General features: G+C 74.0%; 18 protein-coding genes and 2 pseudogenes. 9 read left to right on the forward strand and 11 right to left on the reverse strand.

Translation table 11 applies throughout. From position 1 onward, the window contains the following. Positions 1–88: 88 nt before the first annotated feature. Positions 89–1,078 carry a small ribosomal subunit Rsm22 family protein gene (locus tag IE109_RS00525; RefSeq protein WP_189548384.1) on the forward strand — a complete coding sequence of 330 codons (990 nt, stop codon included), beginning with the start codon at positions 89–91 and terminating at the stop codon, positions 1,076–1,078. A gap of 112 nt (positions 1,079–1,190) precedes the next feature. Beyond that, positions 1,191–1,703 (forward strand): hypothetical protein, encoded by a 513-nt coding sequence (locus IE109_RS00530; RefSeq protein ID WP_189548385.1) that lies wholly within the window; start codon positions 1,191–1,193, stop codon positions 1,701–1,703. A 57-nt stretch (positions 1,704–1,760) separates the two neighbouring features. On the opposite strand, the pseudogene ddaH reads toward IE109_RS00530, so the two are convergent. Together ddaH and IE109_RS00540 are read right to left on the reverse strand one after the other, a co-directional pair. Continuing rightward, positions 1,761–2,603, reverse strand: a pseudogene (gene ddaH / locus IE109_RS00535) (dimethylargininase); the annotation flags it as partial. Positions 2,604–2,685: 82 nt separating this feature from the next. Next, positions 2,686–2,862, reverse strand: coding sequence for a DUF6243 family protein (locus IE109_RS00540; RefSeq protein WP_189548387.1), 177 nt, complete (start codon positions 2,860–2,862; stop codon positions 2,686–2,688). Between the two features lie 119 nt (positions 2,863–2,981). On the opposite strand from IE109_RS00540, the gene IE109_RS00545 reads away from it, so the two are divergent. Both IE109_RS00545 and IE109_RS00550 read left to right on the forward strand, forming a co-directional pair. Beyond that, positions 2,982–3,629, forward strand: a complete 648-nt coding sequence (locus tag IE109_RS00545) for a TetR/AcrR family transcriptional regulator (RefSeq protein ID WP_189548388.1) — start codon at positions 2,982–2,984, stop codon at positions 3,627–3,629. A gap of 237 nt (positions 3,630–3,866) precedes the next feature. Continuing rightward, positions 3,867–4,604, forward strand: coding sequence for a bifunctional DNA primase/polymerase (locus IE109_RS00550; protein WP_189548389.1), 738 nt, complete (start codon positions 3,867–3,869; stop codon positions 4,602–4,604). A gap of 12 nt (positions 4,605–4,616) precedes the next feature. Here IE109_RS00550 and IE109_RS00555 read toward each other — a convergent pair whose 3' ends face one another. Both IE109_RS00555 and IE109_RS32905 read right to left on the reverse strand, forming a co-directional pair. Further along, a complete protein-coding gene (locus IE109_RS00555; protein ID WP_189548390.1) occupies positions 4,617–5,618 on the reverse strand; it encodes an SCO2278 family lipoprotein in 1,002 nt (333 codons plus the stop codon). Continuing rightward, positions 5,599–5,874, reverse strand: a pseudogene (locus tag IE109_RS32905) (iron transporter); the annotation flags it as partial. The pseudogene IE109_RS32905 and the gene IE109_RS00555, both read right to left, overlap by 20 nt. Before the next feature lie 146 nt (positions 5,875–6,020). Here IE109_RS32905 and IE109_RS00560 point away from each other — a divergent pair. Next, on the forward strand, positions 6,021–6,671 hold the full coding sequence (locus tag IE109_RS00560) for a PhzF family phenazine biosynthesis protein (RefSeq protein WP_189548391.1): 651 nt from the start codon (positions 6,021–6,023) through the stop codon (positions 6,669–6,671). Here the strand turns inward: IE109_RS00560 and IE109_RS00565 are convergent. Next, positions 6,661–7,326, reverse strand: coding sequence for a biliverdin-producing heme oxygenase (locus IE109_RS00565; protein WP_189548392.1), 666 nt, complete (start codon positions 7,324–7,326; stop codon positions 6,661–6,663). The two genes, IE109_RS00560 and IE109_RS00565, sit on opposite strands and share 11 nt — an antisense overlap. A 132-nt stretch (positions 7,327–7,458) precedes the next feature. Next, positions 7,459–8,316 carry a type I methionyl aminopeptidase gene (gene map, locus IE109_RS00570; protein WP_189548393.1) on the reverse strand — a complete coding sequence of 286 codons (858 nt, stop codon included), beginning with the start codon at positions 8,314–8,316 and terminating at the stop codon, positions 7,459–7,461. A 58-nt stretch (positions 8,317–8,374) separates the two neighbouring features. Between map and IE109_RS00575 the strand changes: the two genes are divergently transcribed. Further along, positions 8,375–8,599, forward strand: a complete 225-nt coding sequence (locus IE109_RS00575) for a hypothetical protein (protein ID WP_189548394.1) — start codon at positions 8,375–8,377, stop codon at positions 8,597–8,599. A gap of 103 nt (positions 8,600–8,702) precedes the next feature. Here the strand turns inward: IE109_RS00575 and IE109_RS00580 are convergent, their stop codons facing one another. Continuing rightward, a complete protein-coding gene (locus IE109_RS00580) occupies positions 8,703–9,308 on the reverse strand; it encodes a hypothetical protein (protein WP_189548395.1) in 606 nt (201 codons plus the stop codon). 90 nt (positions 9,309–9,398) lie between these two features. Here IE109_RS00580 and npdG point away from each other — a divergent pair, with 90 nt between their 5' ends. Next, positions 9,399–10,073 carry an NADPH-dependent F420 reductase gene (gene npdG / locus IE109_RS00585; protein WP_189548396.1) on the forward strand — a complete coding sequence of 225 codons (675 nt, stop codon included), beginning with the start codon at positions 9,399–9,401 and terminating at the stop codon, positions 10,071–10,073. 12 nt (positions 10,074–10,085) lie between these two features. After that, a complete protein-coding gene (locus IE109_RS00590; RefSeq protein ID WP_189548397.1) occupies positions 10,086–10,307 on the forward strand; it encodes a hypothetical protein in 222 nt (73 codons plus the stop codon). Here IE109_RS00590 and IE109_RS00595 read toward each other — a convergent pair. Beyond that, on the reverse strand, positions 10,297–11,103 hold the full coding sequence (locus tag IE109_RS00595; protein ID WP_189548398.1) for a site-2 protease family protein: 807 nt from the start codon (positions 11,101–11,103) through the stop codon (positions 10,297–10,299). The genes IE109_RS00590 and IE109_RS00595 overlap by 11 nt on opposite strands. Before the next feature lie 91 nt (positions 11,104–11,194). Between IE109_RS00595 and IE109_RS00600 the strand changes: the two genes are divergently transcribed. Further along, complete coding sequence (locus IE109_RS00600) at positions 11,195–14,644, forward strand: AfsR/SARP family transcriptional regulator (RefSeq protein ID WP_229890405.1); 3,450 nt, start codon at positions 11,195–11,197, stop codon at positions 14,642–14,644. 3 nt (positions 14,645–14,647) lie between these two features. Here IE109_RS00600 and IE109_RS00605 read toward each other — a convergent pair whose 3' ends face one another. The 3 genes from IE109_RS00605 to IE109_RS00615 form a co-directional block, all read right to left on the reverse strand. Continuing rightward, positions 14,648–15,457 (reverse strand): ABC transporter permease, encoded by an 810-nt coding sequence (locus IE109_RS00605; protein ID WP_189548400.1) that lies wholly within the window; start codon positions 15,455–15,457, stop codon positions 14,648–14,650. Then, complete coding sequence (locus IE109_RS00610; protein WP_189548401.1) at positions 15,454–16,452, reverse strand: ATP-binding cassette domain-containing protein; 999 nt, start codon at positions 16,450–16,452, stop codon at positions 15,454–15,456. Before IE109_RS00610 ends, IE109_RS00605 begins: the two co-directional genes overlap by 4 nt. An 83-nt stretch (positions 16,453–16,535) precedes the next feature. Next, the gene (locus IE109_RS00615; RefSeq protein ID WP_189548402.1) at positions 16,536–16,913 is read right to left on the reverse strand and encodes a cupin domain-containing protein; all 378 of its coding nucleotides are present in this window, start codon (positions 16,911–16,913) and stop codon (positions 16,536–16,538) included. Between the last annotated feature and the right edge of the window lie 127 nt (positions 16,914–17,040).

Below are 17,040 nucleotides of genomic sequence, written 5' to 3' on the forward strand. Positions count from 1 at the left end.
GGACCCGCCGGGGCCGTTCGCGCGACGGGGGGCCGGAGCCGGTGCCGGCCGTTCCGGAGCGCGCCGCCCGCCCGCCTACGATGGATCGGTGAACGCCTCCCCCTCCACCGCGGAAGCCCTGCGCGGCGCCCTCGCCGGGCTGCTCGACGGGCTCCCGCCGACGCAGGCGGCGCAAGCCGTCGACCGGCTGATCTCCCACTACCGGGGGACGGTCCCCACCGGAGCGCCCGTGCTGCGGGACCGGTCGGACGTCGCCGCCTACGCCGCGTACCGGATGCCCGCGACGTTCGAGGCGGTACGGGCGGCGCTGGACGCGCTCAGGGCGGCGGCTCCCGGCTGGGCGCCGGACACGCACACCGACATCGGGGGCGGGACGGGCGCCGCGAGCTGGGCCGTCGCCGACGCGTGGGGCTCCTCGGCCCGCACCACCGTGCTCGACTGGGCCGAGCCGGCGCTCGCGCTGGGCCGCGAGCTGGCGGCCGCGTCGGGCATCCCCTCGCTCCGGGCCGCGGCGTGGCGGCGCTCCCGCATCAGCGCGGCGCTCCGCGTCGAGAGCACCGATCTCGTCACCGTGTCGTACGTCCTCAACGAGCTCACCGAACGGGACCGCACCGCCCTCGTCACCGAGGCGGCCCGCGCCGCGCGGGCCGTCGTGATCGTCGAACCCGGCACCCCCGACGGTTACGCGCGGATCATCGCCGCCCGCGACCTGCTGATCGCCGCCGGACTGACGGTCGCCGCGCCCTGCCCGCACAGCGGCGCCTGCCCCATCGAGCCGGGCACCGACTGGTGCCACTTCGCCACCCGGGTCAGCCGCTCCTCGCTGCACCGCCAGGTGAAGGGCGGCTCCCTCGCGTACGAGGACGAGAAGTTCGCCTATGTCGCGGCGACCCGCTTCCCCGTCGTCCCGGCCCCGGCCCGGGTCACCCGAAGGCCCCAGATCCGCAAGGGCCAGGTCCTGCTGGAGCTGTGCACCGAGGACGACGGGCTGCGCCGCGAGACGGTCGCCAAGCGGCACGGCACGCTCTACAAAGCCGCCCGCGACGCGGCCTGGGGGGACGAGTGGCCGCCCCGCTGACGGGGTGACAGTGCGCGACCACGCGGGTGACCTCGTGCCCGTGGCCATTGCCCCGGGTACCGCGGTGGAGTTGGGGTGGGCTCGTTCCCGCTCCTCACACACTGGAGGTTCCATGCCGCGCACCCGCTCCCGCGCCCGGCTCCTGACCCGCGGCCTCCTGGCCGCCGCCACCGCGGTGCTCGCCACCGGCGCGCTGACCGTGACCGCCGACGCGGCCCCGAAGCCCACGCCGAAGGACTCGGTCACGGTGCTCGACTGGCTCGCCGTCAAGCGGTCCGACACCAGGCCGGAACGCCTGCGCGTCGGCGCCGACTGGACGACCCACGGCCACCTGTACACCAACACGAAGGGCAAGCCCGGCAAGAAGATCGGCGACATCTCGTCGCACTGCAGCGTCGCCGACCTCACCCGCCAGGGGTACGTCGCCCTGTGCCACCGCGTGCTGCGCACCGACGACGGCAGCATCAGCCTGAGCGATTCGATCGACCGCGTCGGCCGCCTCCCGCACGGCGGGAACTCGGCCGTCACCGGGGGTACGGGGAAGTACGACGACGCCGAGGGCGAGGCAGAGATCACCTTCGTCAAGGCGGACCTGGCACGGTTCCGGATCGTTCTCGACGACTGACCGCGCGCACCGGAGCGCACGGGGGCCGGGCCGCGTGGGCCGGCCCCCGTGCGGCCGTCAGGCGCGCAGCTCCTGCGTACAGCACTTCACGCTGCCGCCGCCCTTGAGCAGCTCGCCCAGGTCGATGCCGAGCGGCTCGAACCCGCGCTCGCGCAGCGGCCGGAACAGTCCCACCGCGGCCTGCGGCAGCAGTACGTGCCTGCCGTCGCTCACCGCGTTCAGCCCGAGCGCCGCCGCGTCCTCCTCCTCGGCGATCAAGGCGTCGGGGAAGAGCCGGCGCAGCACCGAGCGGCTGCCGGGCGAGAACGCGCCGGGGTAGTACATGATCTCGTCGGCCGCGTCGTCCAGGACGCACAGGGCCGTGTCCAGGTGGTAGTAGCGGGGGTCCACCAGGTCCAGCCCGATCACCGGCCGGCCGAAGAACTCCTGCGCCTCGTCGTGCGACAGCGGACTGGAGCGGAAGCCGCGCCCCGCCAGGACGTACGTCGAGGTCACCGCGAAGTCGCCCTCACCCTCGTTGACGTGGTCGGGCTCGCGCACGTCGGTGAAGCCGTGCGCGCGGAACCACGCCCGGTGCGCCGCGGCCTCGGCGGCGCGCTCGGCGAAGGCGAACCGGGCCCCGAGCACCCGGCCCTCGATGACGGTGGCGCCGTTGGCGGCGAACACCATGTCGGGCAGGTCGGCGCGGGGTTCCAGGAGCTCGACGGTGTGGCCGAGCGACAGGTACCGGTCGCGCAGGTCCTCCCACTGGGTGAGGGCGAGCGGCAGGTCGACCGGCTTCGCGGGGTCCATCCAGGGGTTGATGGAGTACGTCACCCTGAAGTGCGCGGGTGGGCACATCAGGTAGCGGCGGGGTGTTGCGTCACGATGCAAGGAAGGCTCCTCACGGACGGCAGGCGCACGATCTGTGCGTGCCTGCCATGGTGCGCCGTGAGGAGCCTTCGCGCAGTGGACCGTACGGGTGAGTTCACGCCGGCGCTCTTCAGGCGCCGCGCGCCGTACGCCCCTCCTTCAGTTTCCGCAGCAACTCCCGCTTCTGCGCGGCCGGGTCGACGCCCCGGCCCGCGCGTTTGCCGCCGCCGCCGCGCAGGGCGTCGCGGGAGAGGTTCCTGCGGGTGCCGCCGACGCCCAGCATGTTTCCTGCTCCACCACGGGTCATGGGTGGGCTCCCTTCGGTTCGGGCCGTGTCCGTCTCTGACGTCCTCCAGATTGAACGAGACGTATCGTCTTGTCAAGAGACGATACGTCTCGCCTCGCCCGACTGCTAGATTGAGCGGCATGGCTGAGACCAAGGCATCCGACTCCAAGACGCCCGACTCCAAGACGCCCGACTCCACGCGCCGCAGCGAACGCTCCCGCCGCGCCATCTACGACGCCGCCCTCGCCCTGGTCGGGGAGGTCGGCTACGCCAGGACCACCATCGAGGGCATCGCCGCCCGCGCCGGGGTCGGAAAGCAGACCATCTACCGCTGGTGGCCCTCGAAGGCGTCGGTCCTGCTGGAGGCGTTCGTCGACCTGGGCGTCCGGGCCGGCGAGGCGCTCGGCGGCGACGCGGACAGCGTGATCCCGGACACCGGCGACCTGGAGGCCGACCTGAAGCTCGTGCTGCGGGCCACGGTCGACGAGATGAACGACCCCGGGTACGACGCCCCCTCCCGGGCGCTGGCCGCCGAGGGCGTGGTCGACCCCGAGCTGGGCGCCCGCTTCGTCGAACAGCTGCTGGAGCCGCAGCTGCGGCTGTACGTCGACCGGCTCTCCGCCGCCCGGGAGGCCGGCCAGGTCCGCCCGGAGGTCGACCCGCGCATCGCCCTGGAGCTCTTCGTCGGCCCGCTCACCCACCGGTGGCTGCTGCGCACCGCGCCGCTGACCCACGCGTACGCCGACAGTCTCGTGGAGTACGCCGTGCGCGGCCTCGCCCCGAGGTGACCCCGCCCGGCCCGGCCCGTGCGCCGTTGCGCGCGCCGCCCGCGTGCGGCGTGGAGCTCCTCACGCCCGCGGCCCGCACCGGGGGGCGAATCACCGCATAAGCCCCCATCTTCACCGGCCCGGCGGGGTCGGGGGCCTGGTCACCGCGGTCGGGTTGGGTACTTGGGGTCACCGAAGGCGCAGGATGGTGGGACGATGGCAGGGACCGCAGGGCTCGGCAGAGGTGTGAGGGGATAGATGGGCGACGGGATCGGCCGCTACCGCGGCACGGAGAACAAACTCGCGCAATGGCTGCGCCGGCGTCCGAAGAAAGCCGCCGTCGAGGCCCCGGGCCGCGAGGATCTGCTCCGGGCCGTCGCCGCCGCCGGCCTGCCCCTGGCCCCCGCCGCGTATCCCGTCGGATACCGATGTTCCTGCGAGCGCGTCGGCTGTCCCACCCCGGCCCGCCATCCCGTGTCCTTCGCCTGGCAGACGCAGTCCACCACCGACCGCGCCCAGATCGAGCGGTGGGCCGAGGGGCAGCCGCAGGCCAACTTCATCACCGCGACCGGCATGGTCCACGACGTCCTCGACGTTCCGCTGGAGGCCGGTCGCGCCGCGTTGGAGCGGCTGCTCGGCGAGGGCGTCGACGTCGGACCGGTCGCCGAGTCCGGGGACGGCCGGATGCTGTTCTTCACCGCCACCCGCGGCACCCCCGAGGACGAGGACGAGTGGTGGCCGTGCGAGCTGGACTGCCACCCCGAGACGATGGACGAGCACCCGGGGCTGCGCTGGCACTGCCGGGGTTCCTACGTCCTCGTCCCGCCGGCCCGCCTCCCCGGCGAGCTGGGCGTGGACTGGGTGCGCGGCCCGGAGCACCCTCTGCCGGACCCGCTGACCCTGCTGGAGGCGCTCACCGACGCGTGCGCGCGCCACGCCGACCGGTACGCGGGGCAGGACGACCACCACTCGGTGGCCTGGCCGCTCAGCCGCTGACCGGCCGGGGCGTCACGAACCCGTCGCCGAGGTCACACCCTGGAGCCGGCCCAGGACCGTCACCTGGTCCGCCGCCGCACCGGCCGGCTTGACCAGCACCGCCTGACTGGACACCCACTCCTTGGTGAGGGTGCTCCGGACCTCGCCGGTCATCAGGGCCCGCACCTCGGGGCTGACCTTCGGCCGGTAGCCCTTGGCCGCCACCTGCCGGTCGTAGAACCGGGTCGCGAAGAAGACCAGGGCGCCGCCGTCGCGTGTCGCCAGACCCAGCGGCGCGTAGTCGCCGGTGTCCAGCGGCTGGTCCACGTACTGCGTGGCCAGCCCCGGCCGCTTGGCGACCCTCGCCCGCTCCTCCCGCCACACCGTGGTGTGCGGTCCGGCCGCGAAGTGTTCCGGCTTGCCGGTGTGGAGGTACGAGGTGTATTCCTCGCTCAGGTTCTTCGGCGCCACCGCCAGCGCGGCGGAGTCCGGCTCGACCGGCCGTGCCCACCCGTCCTGGTCCGTCGCGAACTCCGGCACCCCGCCGGCGGCCAGGATCTGCAGGTAGGCGACCTCCCACAGCTGCTCGGGCCCGTTGCGTACGAACACCAGCACCCAGCGCTCGTCGTCCGCGCCCCGGTCGGTGTCCCGGTTGGAGTCGGTGTCCGCGACGAACCAGCGCGGCCAGCCGGCCTTCTTCGGTATGACGTAACGCGCGTCGGTGAGCCGCAGGGGCCGGTGCGCGGGGTTGCCGCCCGGGCTGGTGATGCTGCGCGACTTCAGCCCCGCCTGGTTGATCGCCCCCAGCGCGCCGGTGACCCGGCCCGCGTCGAGGGCCGGGTCGAAGGCCTTGTCGGCCGCGTTGTACGCGTCGGTGAACGCCGCGAGGGCCTTTGCGGCCTCGGCCTTCGTCGCCGCCGGCACGACCTCCAGCTCGCCGTGCACCGTCACGCACCCGCTCGCCGTCAGCGCCAGTACCGCCGCCATCGTCGTCGCCACGAGCCCCGCCGCCCGACTCCGACCCAGCCTTCTCATCGGTTGCCTTCTGCTCCTCGACCCCCACTGACCGTCCGAACCCTACCGGGGACAGGGACAGCGCGAGCGCCGGGACCAGATACCAGCGCCCACGCCGTGGCCTGAAGGACCGTCGGGTCGGGCCGGAAGTTGCAGACGCCCTTCAGCGGGGTCCCGTACCAGTCCGGCGGGACGGTGGGCTGACGTCGAACGCCTTGTCCGCCAGGCCGCCCAGGAACCGCGCCTCCTGCAAGTCGTGCACGCCGTACGCCGGCACGGAGCGGCTCCACCGACCCCGCCTCGCCGGCCGCCGCGCGGTGCGCCGCATCCGGAACACCATCCAGGTCACCGCCGTTTGCGGTGGTTCGCCGGATGGTGTCCGGGCGCTGACCGGTGCGCCCCGCCGCGTGCTTCAATGCCCGGGTGAACACCGCATATGACGTGGTCGCCGTCTTCTGCGGGGGTGACGGCCGCCACGGCAACCCCCTCGGCGTCGTGCGCGACGGACGGTCCCACCCCGACGAGGCGTCCCGGCAGGCGTTCGCCAAGCGGCTGGGCTTCAGCGAGACCGTCTTCGTCGACGACCCCGAGCGCGGGGTCGTCGACATCTACACCCCCGGCGTGCGGCTGCCCTTCGCCGGGCACCCCCTCGTGGGCACCGCCTGGCTGCTCGACCTGGAGGTGCTCAACCCGCCGGCGGGCGAGGTGTGGGCCCGGAGCGACGGCGAGTTCACCTGGATCACGGCCCGCGCGGCGTGGGCCCCGGAACGGACGCTGCGCCAGTACGCGTCGGCCGGCGAGGTGGACGCGCTGGACGTGCCGCCGCCCGGCGAGTGGATCTACGCGTGGGCGTGGGAGGACGAGGCGGCCGGCCGGATCCGGGCGCGGGCCTTCCCCGGGCGGGGCGACGGCATCGACGAGGACGAGGCGACGGGCGCCGCCGCGCTGCTGCTCACCGCCCGGCTGGGGCGGGCGCTGAACATCACGCAGGGCCGGGGCTCCCAACTGCTGACGGCCCCCGGCCCCGACGGCACGATCGAGCTCGGCGGCCGCGTACGGGAGATCAGGCGCTGAGCGGGAACTCGTCGGCGAGCTGACGGAACACCGCGCCGTTGAAGTCGAAGGCGCGCCGGCACTCGTCGATGATCCGCTGCTTCTCCAGGTCATCGGCGTCCACCCGGTCGAGCAGCTCGCGGTAGGCCCGCTTGAACGCGGCCGGGTTCGGGATGTGCTCGAAGACGTAGAACCGGACGCCGTCGCCCTTGCGGGCGAACCCCCACGTCCGCTCCGCCTTGTCGCGGATGATCTGGCCGCCGGACAGATCGCCGAGGTACCGCGTGTAGTGGTGCGCCACGTATCCCGCGGGCCAGGTGCGTGCGCACTCCTCGACCCGCGCGGCGTACGCGGCGGTGGCGGGCAGCGGGGCCACGGCGGTACGCCAGCCCGCGCCGCGCAGGTGCGCGAGGTCCCGCTCCAGCTCCGCGGTGCGGAACAGCTCCGGCTGGACGAACGGCCCGGCGACGGGGTCCTCCCGGAGCGCCTCGGCCGCGCCCTCAAGGGCCCGGTACACGAACCACAGCTGCTCGGTGTAGCGGGCGTAGGCGTCCACGCCGAGGCGTCCGCCGAGCAGGTCGCTCATGAAGGTCGAGTTCTCCGCCTCCGTGTGCTGCTGGTGCGAGGCGGTGCGGATGAGCGTCGAGAACGGGGTGACGGTGCCGCGTACGTCCAAGGCGGGCCTCCGGGGACCGGGGGGACGGGGTGGGCGGCCGGAACCGCCGATACCGCCGATCTTCCTGCCGGGGCGACCCCGAGTCAACCGGTTCCCGACGGTCTGTCGGTAAGTGGCCGCCAGCCCGGATCGTCAGGGCAGCGTCAGGATCTCGGCGCCCGCCTCCGTGACCACCAGCGTGTGCTCGAACTGCGCGGTCCGCTTGCGGTCCTTCGTCACGACCGTCCAGCCGTCGTCCCACATGTCGTACTCGTGCGTCCCGAGCGTGAGCATCGGCTCGATCGTGAACGTCATGCCCGGCTGGATGACCGTGGTCGCGTGCGGGGAGTCGTAGTGCGGGATGATCAGCCCGGAGTGGAACGAGGAGTTGATCCCGTGCCCGGTGAAGTCGCGCACCACCCCGTAACCGAAGCGCCTGGCGTAGGACTCGATGACCCGGCCGATGACGTTGATCTGGCGTCCCGGCTTGACCGCCTTGATCGCCCGGTTGAGCGACTCCCGGGTCCGCTCCACCAGCAGCCGGGACTCCTCGTCGACGTCGCCGCAGAGGTAGGTGGCGTTGTTGTCGCCGTGGACGCCGCCGATGTACGCCGTCACGTCGAGGTTCACGATGTCGCCGTCGCGCAGCACGGTCGAGTCGGGGATGCCGTGGCAGATCACCTCGTTGACCGAGGCGCACAGCGACTTCGGGAAGCCGCGGTAGCCGAGCGTCGACGGGTAGGCGCCGTGGTCGCACATGTACTCGTGCGCGACCCGGTCCAGCTCGTCGGTGGTCACCCCCGGCGCGATGTGCTTGGCGGCCTCCTCCATCGCCCGGGCGGCGATGCGGCCCGCGACCCGCATCCGCTCGATGGTGTCGGCGTCCTGCACCTCCGGACCGGTGTACGGCGCAGGGGCGGGCCTGCCCACGTACTCGGGGCGGCGGATGGATCCGGGAACGGAACGGGTGGGGGACAGTTCCCCTGGTACGAGCAGCGACTGGCCAGACATGCCAGCGAGTCTAACCAGGCGTCGCGGGGGCACCCTTGCGACAGAGGAAGGAGCCGAGATGGCCCTGTTCAAGAGGCGCACCGCCGGAAAGGCGGGCGAGTGGTACTACTGCCTGAAACACGGGAAGGTCGAGGAGGGCCCCGAGTGCCGCGCCGCGGACCGCTTCGGGCCGTACGCGACGCGTGAGGAGGCGGCCCACGCCATGGAGACCGCCCGGGACCGGAACCTCCGGTGGGAGACCGACCCCAAGTGGCACGACGCGCCCAAGGACGACACACCCTGAGGCTCGCGGCGCCCCACGGGGGAGCGGGGAGGGGCGGTACGCGCCCCGCGCTCGCGGCGCGGGCCGGGGCGCCCGGGCGGGCCGGGGCGGTGGGGCCGCCGGGCTACCAGCGCTGCGGCGGCGGGGCCGTCAGGTGGTCGGTCAGGCGCGCCAGCCGGTCCATGAAGCGGCGGCGGCCCGGCCGGGCGGCCGGCAGGGTGTTCTCGCCGGCCGCCGCGCTCACCAGGTGCTGCACCATGTCGAGGTCCACGTCGTCGGCCTCCGTCACGGTCAGCGCCTCGTGCGCCAGCCCGTGCACCTCCCGGTCCCCGCCGTCCAGCGACAGCACCGTCGCGCCCGCCCGCCGCGCGTCGTGCACCCGCTCCAGCAGGGCGTCGTCCGGCCGCTCCGGCGCCACCACCATCAGCGTCTCGCCCCGCCCGGCCGCCTCCAGCCGTCCGAGGCCCACCGCCAGGTGCGCCGGGCCGGCGGGCCGCGCCCGGTGCCGCACCAGCGTGGGCGCCAGCTCCGGGCGCCCCGACCACGCGGCCTCGTCCACCAGGTGCGCGGCCAGGTGCCACGGCTCGTACCGCTCCGTCCCCACCAGCAGCAGCCCGCCGCCCCGCGGTACCACCGAGGAGCGCAGCACCCCGGCGAACCGGCGGGCCGCCGCGGGCCACTGCGTACCGTCCAGCACCTCGCGCAGCAACGCGACTCGTACGGCATCCATGGCGCCGTATGGTGCCCCTCCCCCGGGGCGCCGCGCGGGCGTTCGGCGTCGCGTCACCCGTACGGGGGGCCGCCACGTAATGTCGGGCCCATGACTACTGATCCGTACGACCTCCCCGACGTCTCCGGGCTCGTCGTCGGTGTCCTCGGCGGCACCGGCGACCAGGGCCGCGGCCTCGCCCTCCGCTTCGCCCGCGCCGGCCAGAAGGTGATCATCGGTTCCCGGGCCGCGGAGCGCGCCGAGGCCGCCGCCGCCGAGCTGGGCGCGGGCGTCGAGGGCGCCGACAACGCCGAGTGCGCGCGGCGCAGCGACATCGTGATCGTCGCCGTGCCCTGGGACGGGCACGCCGCGACCCTGGAGGCGCTGCGCGAGGAACTGCGCGGCAAGCTCGTCGTCGACTGCGTCAACCCGCTCGGCTTCGACAAGCGGGGCGCCTACGCGCTGAAGCCGGAGGAGGGCAGCGCCGCCGAGCAGGCCGCCGCCCTGCTGCCCGAGTCGCGGGTCACGGCCGCCTTCCACCACCTGTCGGCCGTGCTGCTCCAGGACGAGTCGGTGCGGGAGATCGACACGGACGTGATGGTGCTGGGCGAGAAGCGCGCCGACACCGACATCGTGCAGGCCCTCGCCGGCCGCGTGCCCGGTATGCGGGGCGTCTTCGCGGGCCGGCTGCGCAACGCCCACCAGGTGGAGTCGCTGGTGGCCAACCTGATCTCGGTCAACCGCCGCTACAAGGTCCACGCCGGTCTGCGCGTGACCGACGTCTGACGGCCGAGGCGCATGGGGGACACTGGACGGGCACGTCGCACGCCACCCGGACAGGAGCCGTCCCCCATGCCCCGCCTCGCGCTGTACGCCCTCGCCGTCTGCGTCCTCGCCGTCGCCGCCGCGGTGGTCTCCTTCGTCCAGGGCACCTGGCTGGGCATCGTCTGGGTGCTGCTGGCCGGCGTCTCGTCGAACATGGCGTGGTACTACCACCGCCGCGCCAAGGTCACCGGTTGACGATGTCCCCGCAGAAGACGTTCTCCCCCTGCCAGAAGCGGTACAGCTGCTGCCCGCAGTAGGTCTCGGCATCCTGCACGCCCAGCGCGTGCAGCACCGTGTCGACCAGCCCGAAGAAGGCGTGGTTGATCTCCGGCACGAACAGCAGCGCGAACACCGCGAGCAGCCCGAACGGGGCGAACGGCTCGACCTGGCGGCGCACCTTGTACGACAGCCACGGCTCGATCACCCCGTAGCCGTCCAGGCCCGGCACCGGCAGGAAGTTCAGGATCGCGGCCGTCACCTGGAGCAGCGCCAGGAACGCCAGCGCGAAGCGGAAACCGAACGGCACGCCGTCCAGCGAGCCCAGCCAGAACGGGGCGGTGCACACCAGGGCGAACAGGACGTTCGTCAGCGGTCCGGCCGCCGAGACCAGGCTGTGCTTCCACCGGCCCCGGATGCGGTCGCGCTCGATGAACACGGCGCCGCCGGGCAGGCCGATGCCGCCCATGATCACGAACAGCACCGGCAGCACGATGCTCAGCAGCGCGTGCGTGTACTTCAGCGGGTTGAGGGTCAGATAGCCCTTCGCGCCGATGGAGATGTCGCCGCCGTGCAGGGCGGTGCGGGCGTGCGCGTACTCGTGGAGGCAGAGCGAGACGATCCACCCGGACGTCACGAAGAGGAAGACGGCGAGGCCCGGGTTGGCCGAGAACCCCGTCCACACCGCCCATCCGGTGACCGCCATGACGGCGGCGATCCCGAGGAAGACGGGGCTGATCCTCCGGTCGCCGGTGCGGGAGGTGGCGGTGGCCATGGGCGGCGCTCCTGGGGGTGGGGCGGGCGTGTGCGGACCGGTCGACCGTACCGGACGCCGTGCGAGCGGCGGAGGGAAGGAGAATGGGGCGGTGCGCATCTCCGTACTGGGTCCCACGCAGGTCCACCGCGCGGACGGCTCCGCCGTACCGGTGGGCGGGGCGCGGCTGCGCGCGCTGCTCACGGTGCTGGCGCTGCGCGCCGGGCGGACCGTGCCGACCGGGCTCCTGATCGAGGAGGTGTGGCGGAGCGGCCCGCCCGCCGACGCGCGGGCCGCCCTGCAGGCGCTGGTGGGCCGGCTGCGGAGGGCGCTCGGGCCGGACGCGGTGGTCTCGGCGCCCGGCGGCTACCGGCTCGGCGCCGGCGCCGACGACGTGGACCTGCATCGCTTCGTACGGCTCGCCACCGAGGGGGCGCGGGCCCGTGAGGCGGGCGACCCGGCCGCGGCGTTGACCGCTCTGGACGGCGCCCTGGCGCTGTGGCGGGGCGCGCCGCTCGCGGACCTGCCCGACCGGGCGGCCGAGGCGGCCCGCTGGGAGGCCCGCCGCCTGGAGGCCCGCCGCGACCGGCTCACCGCCCTGCTGGACCTGGGGCGCCCACAGGAGGCGCTGCCGGAGCTGGCGGCCCTGTGCGGCGGGTCGCCGCTGGACGAGCCGCTCCAGGCGCTGCGCGTGCGCGCCCTGCGCGCGGCCGGCCGCGCGGCCGAGGCCCTCGCGGCGTACGAGGCGGTACGCCAGGACCTCGCCACCCGGCTGGGCACCGACCCGGGACCCGAGCTGCGCGCCCTGCACGCGGAACTCCTCGCCGGAACGCCCCTCCCCGCACCCTCGCCCACCCCGCGCCCGGCGCCCGCGACCGCCCGCCCGGGGGCCGGCGCGGCAATCGATCCCGGCCCCGGCCCCGACCCCGTGACCGGGGCCGGAACACCCGGCGGCCCCGCACCCGGCCTCGCGCCCGGCGGCTCCGCGACCGCGTCCGCTACCCGGACCGCGTCCGCCCCCGTGGCCGCCCCCGCGCCCGGCAACCTGCGGGCGCGGCTGACCAGTTTCGTGGGGCGCGAGGAGGACATCGGGACCGTTCTCGACGACCTCGGGCGGGCCCGGCTCGTGACGCTGCTCGGACCCGGGGGCGCCGGGAAGACCCGGCTGTCGCAGGAGGCCGCCGAACGCGGCTGCGCGGTGTGGCCCGACGGCGTCTGGCTGGCCGAACTCGCGCCGGTCGACGACCCCGACGCCGTACCGGACGCCGTGCTCACCGCCCTCGGGGCGCGCCAGACCGTGCTGCGCGGCGCCGGAGCCGAGGAACTGCGGGCCGCCGAGCGGCACGGGGAGGCCGGCGACGCCCTCGTACGGCTCGCCGAGCACTGCTCCGGGCGGCGGATGCTGCTCCTGCTCGACAACTGCGAGCACGTCGTGGCCGCCGCCGCCGCGCTCACCGAGCGGCTCCTGGGGGAGTGCCCCGGGCTCACCGTCCTGGCCACCAGCCGTGAACCCCTCGGCGTCCCCGGCGAGACGGTGCGCCCCGTCGACCCGCTGCCCGACCCGATGGCGCTGCGGCTGCTCGCCGAGCGCGGCGCGGCGGCCCGGCCGGACTTCGACGTGGCCGCCGACCCCGGCGCGTGCGCCGAGATCTGCCGCCGCCTGGACGGCCTGCCGCTGGCCATCGAACTGGCCGCCGCCCGCCTGCGTACCCTCACCCCCCGGCAGATCGCCGACCGGCTCGACGACCGGTTCCGGCTCCTCACCAGCGGCAGCCGCACCCTGCTGCCGCGCCAGCAGACGCTGCGGGCGGTCGTCGACTGGTCGTGGGACCTGCTCGACAAGCCCGAGCGGGCGGTGCTGCGGCGGCTGTCGGTGTTCTCCGGCGGCTGCGACCTGGACGCCGCCGAGGCCGTCTGCGGCGGACCGGAGACGCCCGACGTCCTCGACGCCCTCGCCTCCCTGGTCGACAAGTCGCTCGTCGTCGCCGCCCCCACCCCCGACGGCGACATGCGCTACCGGCTGCTGGAGACGGTCGGCGAGTACGCCGCCGAGCGCCTCGACGAGGCCGGTGACCGCGCGGACGCCGAGCTGCGCCACCTCGTCCACTACCGGGAGCTGGCCCGCACCGGCGACCCCGAGCTGCGCGGCCCCGGCCAGCGCGCCGCGCTGGCCCGCTTCCAGCTGGAGTACGAGAACCTCCGCACCGCGCTGCGCCGCGCCGTCGCCGCCCGCGACGAGCAGGAGGCGCTGTGCCTGGTGCTGTCGCTGGTCTGGTACTGGAGCATGCGCGACCTGCGCACCGACGCCCTCCACTGGGCCGACGCCGCCGCCGCGCTCGGCCCCGACCCGTTCGACCCGCCCGTCGTCCCCGCCCCTCCACTGACCGAGCGCTGCACCGACGCCCCGCCGCCGATGGAGGCCGAGCAGCTCATGGAGGCCCGCCGCGGGGTGCGCCTGGTGCAGCTGGCCAGCATGGACCACCGGACGACCGTCTGGACGTCCCCGGAGGGCCTGGAGCTGGCGCGCCGGATCAGGAGCGCCTACCGCCCCGGTCTGCCGCAGACCTGCCGCATGCCCGGCACCCTGTGGTGGTACGCCGTGCTGCTCACCGGCGACGCCGGTGAACTGCGCGGCCTGCTGGACGACACCGTCGAGGCGTGCCGCGCGTACGGCTACGAGTGGGAACTGGCCAACGTCCTCCAGATGAGGGCCAATGTGCTGGCCAACCGGAGCGAGTGGGCGGGTGACGCGTACCGCGACGCCGACGAGAGCCTGGAGGTCTTCGGCCGGCTCGGCGACACCTGGGGCACGGCCGAGGCGCTGTCCGCGCGGGGCGAGGCCCGCGAGCGCCGGGGGGACTGCACGGGCGCCGCCGAGGACTACGCGGCGGCCATCGACCATGCCGGGCGCCTCGGGGCGCAGGCCCAGATCTCGCTGCTGCGCGTCCGGTACGCCGAGGCCCTGAACGGGACGGGGCGGGGCGTCGAGGGGGAGCGGATCCTCCGGGAGGTGCTCGCCCGGGGCCGCGCCGCCGGCCACGAGGCGGTGCCCGCCGCCCGGTTGTTCCTGGCCCTCCGCCTGGGCCGCAGCGGCCGCACCGACGAGGCCCGCGAGCAGCTCGACGAGCTGTCGGGGGAGTTCCGCCCCGGCGCCCTGTCCCTCTTCCAGGGCTTCACGCACGGCGTCCACGCCTGGCTGGACACCCTGGACGGCCGCTACGGCTCGGCCCTCGACCGGGTGACACGGGCCCTGGCGCACTCCCGGGAGCCGCTGTCGCTGATGATCGCCCCGCACATGGCCGCCGTCCACCTGGTCACCGCCGCCCGCGCGCTGGCCGGCCTCGGTTTCCCGGAGGGGGCGCGCACGGCGGCGCTGCTGCTGGGTGCGCACGCCGCCGCGCTGCCGGCCGGGTACGTACGGACCCCGATGGAGCGGGAGAACCTGGAGGACGCGGAGGGGGCCGTCCGCGCGGTCCTGGGGGACACCGCCTTCGACGCCGGGTACGCCGAGGGCGGCGCCCTCACCGTCGAGGAGGCCGCCGCCCTGCTGGACGGCCCGTGAGGCTCAGGTCTTCTTGCGGAACCTGGCCACCGCGAGCGGCGCGGTGACGAGCGTGATGCCCGCCGCCCAGGCCAGCGTCATCCACACCGAGTGGGCGACCGGCCCGCCGTTGATCAGGTTGCGGGCGGCGTCGGCCAGGTTCGACAGCGGGTTGTAGTCGGTGAACGTCTCCAGCCAGCCGGGCATCGACGTCGGCGGGGCGAAGATCGAGGAGCCGAACTGCAGCGGCATCAGCACGAGCATGGCCACCCCCTGGACCGCCTGCGCGGTCTTCATCGTGAGCCCCAGCAGGATGAAGATCCACATCAGGGAGGCGCCGAAGACCACCGACAGGCCGACCGCCGCCAGCAGGTCCAGCAGCGAGGTCTTGATCTCCATGCCGAGGAGGAAGCCCATGCCGAGCAGGATCGTGGTGGCGATGAGCATCCGGCCGACCTCGACGACGATCTTCGCGAGGAGGACGGACGACCGGGCGATCGGCATCGTCCGGAACCGGTCCATCACGCCCTTCTTGAAGTCGTCGTTGACGCCGGTCCCGACGGCCATGGCGATGTTGATGCCCATCATCGCCATCAGGCCGGGGGTCACGTAGTTGACGTAGTCCTCCTGGTTGCCCTTGCCGGCGATGGCGCCGCCGAAGACGTACACGAACAGCAGGATGAAGATGACCGGCATCAGGACCGCGTCGAACATCGACTCCGGGTCCTGCTTGATCTGCAGGGCGTTGCGGCGCACCAGGGCACCGATGTGGCGGGCGTTGGCCCGCAGGCCGATGCGCCCCTCGGAGGGCGCCGTCGTCGTCACCGCGCTCATGCGGCGACCTCCTCGGGGATCGTGTCGGACTCGGCGGAGGACGTCTTCTCGCCGGTGATGGCCAGGAACACCTCGTCCAGGCTGGGCAGGTGGGTGTCGATGTGCGCGATGCCGAAGCCCCGCGCCGCCAGTACCCCGATGACCGCGGTGAGTTGCTCGTCGCTGAGGATCGGTACGTTCAGCAGGCCCTCGTCCGGGACGACGGTCACCCCGGCGACGCCGGTCAGCCCGCTGTCGTCCAACGCCCGTGCCATCGCGGGCAGATGGCCGGGGTCGACCGGCCGGATCCTGAGGGTGCGGCCGCCGACCTTCGCCTTCAGCTCGTCGACGCCGCCGCCGGCGATGACCCGCCCCCGGTCGATCACGGTGAGTTCGTGCGCGAGCCGTTCGGCCTCCTCCATGTACTGGGTGGTGAGCAGGACGGTCACGCCCTCGGCGACCATCCGCTGGACCTCGTCCCAGACCTCGTTGCGGGTCCGGGGGTCGAGACCGGTGGTCGGCTCGTCCAGGTAGAGGACGGCGGGGCGGCCGATCATGGAGGCGGCCAGGTCGAGACGGCGGCGCATTCCGCCGGAGTACGTCATGACGGGGCGCTTGGCGGCCTCCGTCAGGGAGAACCGCTCCAGCATCTCGTCGGCCCGGCGCCGGGCGTCCTTGCGGGACAGGTCGAGCAGCCGCCCGATCATGTACAGGTTCTCCCAGCCGGACAGCTTCTCGTCGACGGAGGCGTACTGTCCGGTCAGTCCTATGGTGCGGCGCAGCTGGCGGGGCTGGCGCACGACGTCGTAGCCGGCCACCCTGGCCGTCCCGGCGTCCGGGACGATGAGGGTGGACAGGCAGCGCACCAGGGTGGTCTTGCCGGCGCCGTTGGGGCCCAGCACGCCGAGGACGGTGCCCTCGCGCACGTCGAGGTCCACCCCGTCCAGTGCCTTGGTCGCGCCGTAGTGCTTGACGAGGCCTCGTACCTCGACGGCGTTGGTGTCGGATCGTGTCATGCCCTCATGACACCAGCCGCCACCGACATCTCACCGACAGCGGGGAGGGAGCGCCGACGGACCACCGACAGATCGCCTACGGGTCAGGAAGCGGACCCGGCCGGAGCGGCGTAGTTGGCGAAGCCGGCCCAGTCGACCACCACGCACGGCTCGTCCCCGACGACCCAGGCGTCGTGGCCGGGCTCGACGGAGAAGTAGTCACCGGGACCCACATCGCCCTCGCTGCCGTCGTTCATGACGACCTTCATACGGCCGCTGATGACGTAAGCGGCGTGCGATGCCTCACAACTGTCGGTGCCGGCGATGGGCTTGATGTGCTTGCTCCACTGCCATCCCGGCTCGAAAACGGCCCGGCCCACCGGGCCCTTGTCCGTGTTCACCAGGTCGAGTCTGCCCTTGCCGTCCTCGAACGGCCGGGTCTCGTCCGCGGAGTCGAAGTTCTTGCGCACGATTCCGGGCATGTCTACCGCCTCCCGGGCGGGTGTGGGAGACCCCCGAGTCCACTTCCAGGCTACGCCGCGGGCCCGCACCTTCCCACACGCCGACGGCCCGCCGATGGGGGAAGTCGGCGGGCCGTCGTCCGTACCG

The sequence above is a fragment of the Streptomyces lavendofoliae genome (genome assembly GCF_014649735.1).
GTDB lineage: Bacteria > Actinomycetota > Actinomycetes > Streptomycetales > Streptomycetaceae > Streptomyces > Streptomyces lavendofoliae.

Excerpts from the sequence above, each read along its gene's own strand:
- IE109_RS00530 (WP_189548385.1), top strand. The coding sequence starts at position 1,191 with ATGCCGCGCACCCGCTCCCGCGCCCGGCTCCTGACCCGCGGCCTCCTG.
- IE109_RS00540 (WP_189548387.1), bottom strand. The coding sequence starts at position 2,862 with ATGACCCGTGGTGGAGCAGGAAACATGCTGGGCGTCGGCGGCACCCGC.
- IE109_RS00545 (WP_189548388.1), top strand. The coding sequence starts at position 2,982 with ATGGCTGAGACCAAGGCATCCGACTCCAAGACGCCCGACTCCAAGACG.
- IE109_RS00550 (WP_189548389.1), top strand. The coding sequence starts at position 3,867 with ATGGGCGACGGGATCGGCCGCTACCGCGGCACGGAGAACAAACTCGCG.
- IE109_RS00555 (WP_189548390.1), bottom strand. The coding sequence starts at position 5,618 with ATGAGAAGGCTGGGTCGGAGTCGGGCGGCGGGGCTCGTGGCGACGACG.
- map (WP_189548393.1), bottom strand. The coding sequence starts at position 8,316 with ATGTCTGGCCAGTCGCTGCTCGTACCAGGGGAACTGTCCCCCACCCGT.
- IE109_RS00575 (WP_189548394.1), top strand. The coding sequence starts at position 8,375 with ATGGCCCTGTTCAAGAGGCGCACCGCCGGAAAGGCGGGCGAGTGGTAC.
- IE109_RS00580 (WP_189548395.1), bottom strand. The coding sequence starts at position 9,308 with ATGGATGCCGTACGAGTCGCGTTGCTGCGCGAGGTGCTGGACGGTACG.
- npdG (WP_189548396.1), top strand. The coding sequence starts at position 9,399 with ATGACTACTGATCCGTACGACCTCCCCGACGTCTCCGGGCTCGTCGTC.
- IE109_RS00590 (WP_189548397.1), top strand. The coding sequence starts at position 10,086 with ATGGGGGACACTGGACGGGCACGTCGCACGCCACCCGGACAGGAGCCG.
- IE109_RS00595 (WP_189548398.1), bottom strand. The coding sequence starts at position 11,103 with ATGGCCACCGCCACCTCCCGCACCGGCGACCGGAGGATCAGCCCCGTC.
- IE109_RS00605 (WP_189548400.1), bottom strand. The coding sequence starts at position 15,457 with ATGAGCGCGGTGACGACGACGGCGCCCTCCGAGGGGCGCATCGGCCTG.
- IE109_RS00610 (WP_189548401.1), bottom strand. The coding sequence starts at position 16,452 with ATGACACGATCCGACACCAACGCCGTCGAGGTACGAGGCCTCGTCAAG.
- IE109_RS00615 (WP_189548402.1), bottom strand. The coding sequence starts at position 16,913 with ATGCCCGGAATCGTGCGCAAGAACTTCGACTCCGCGGACGAGACCCGG.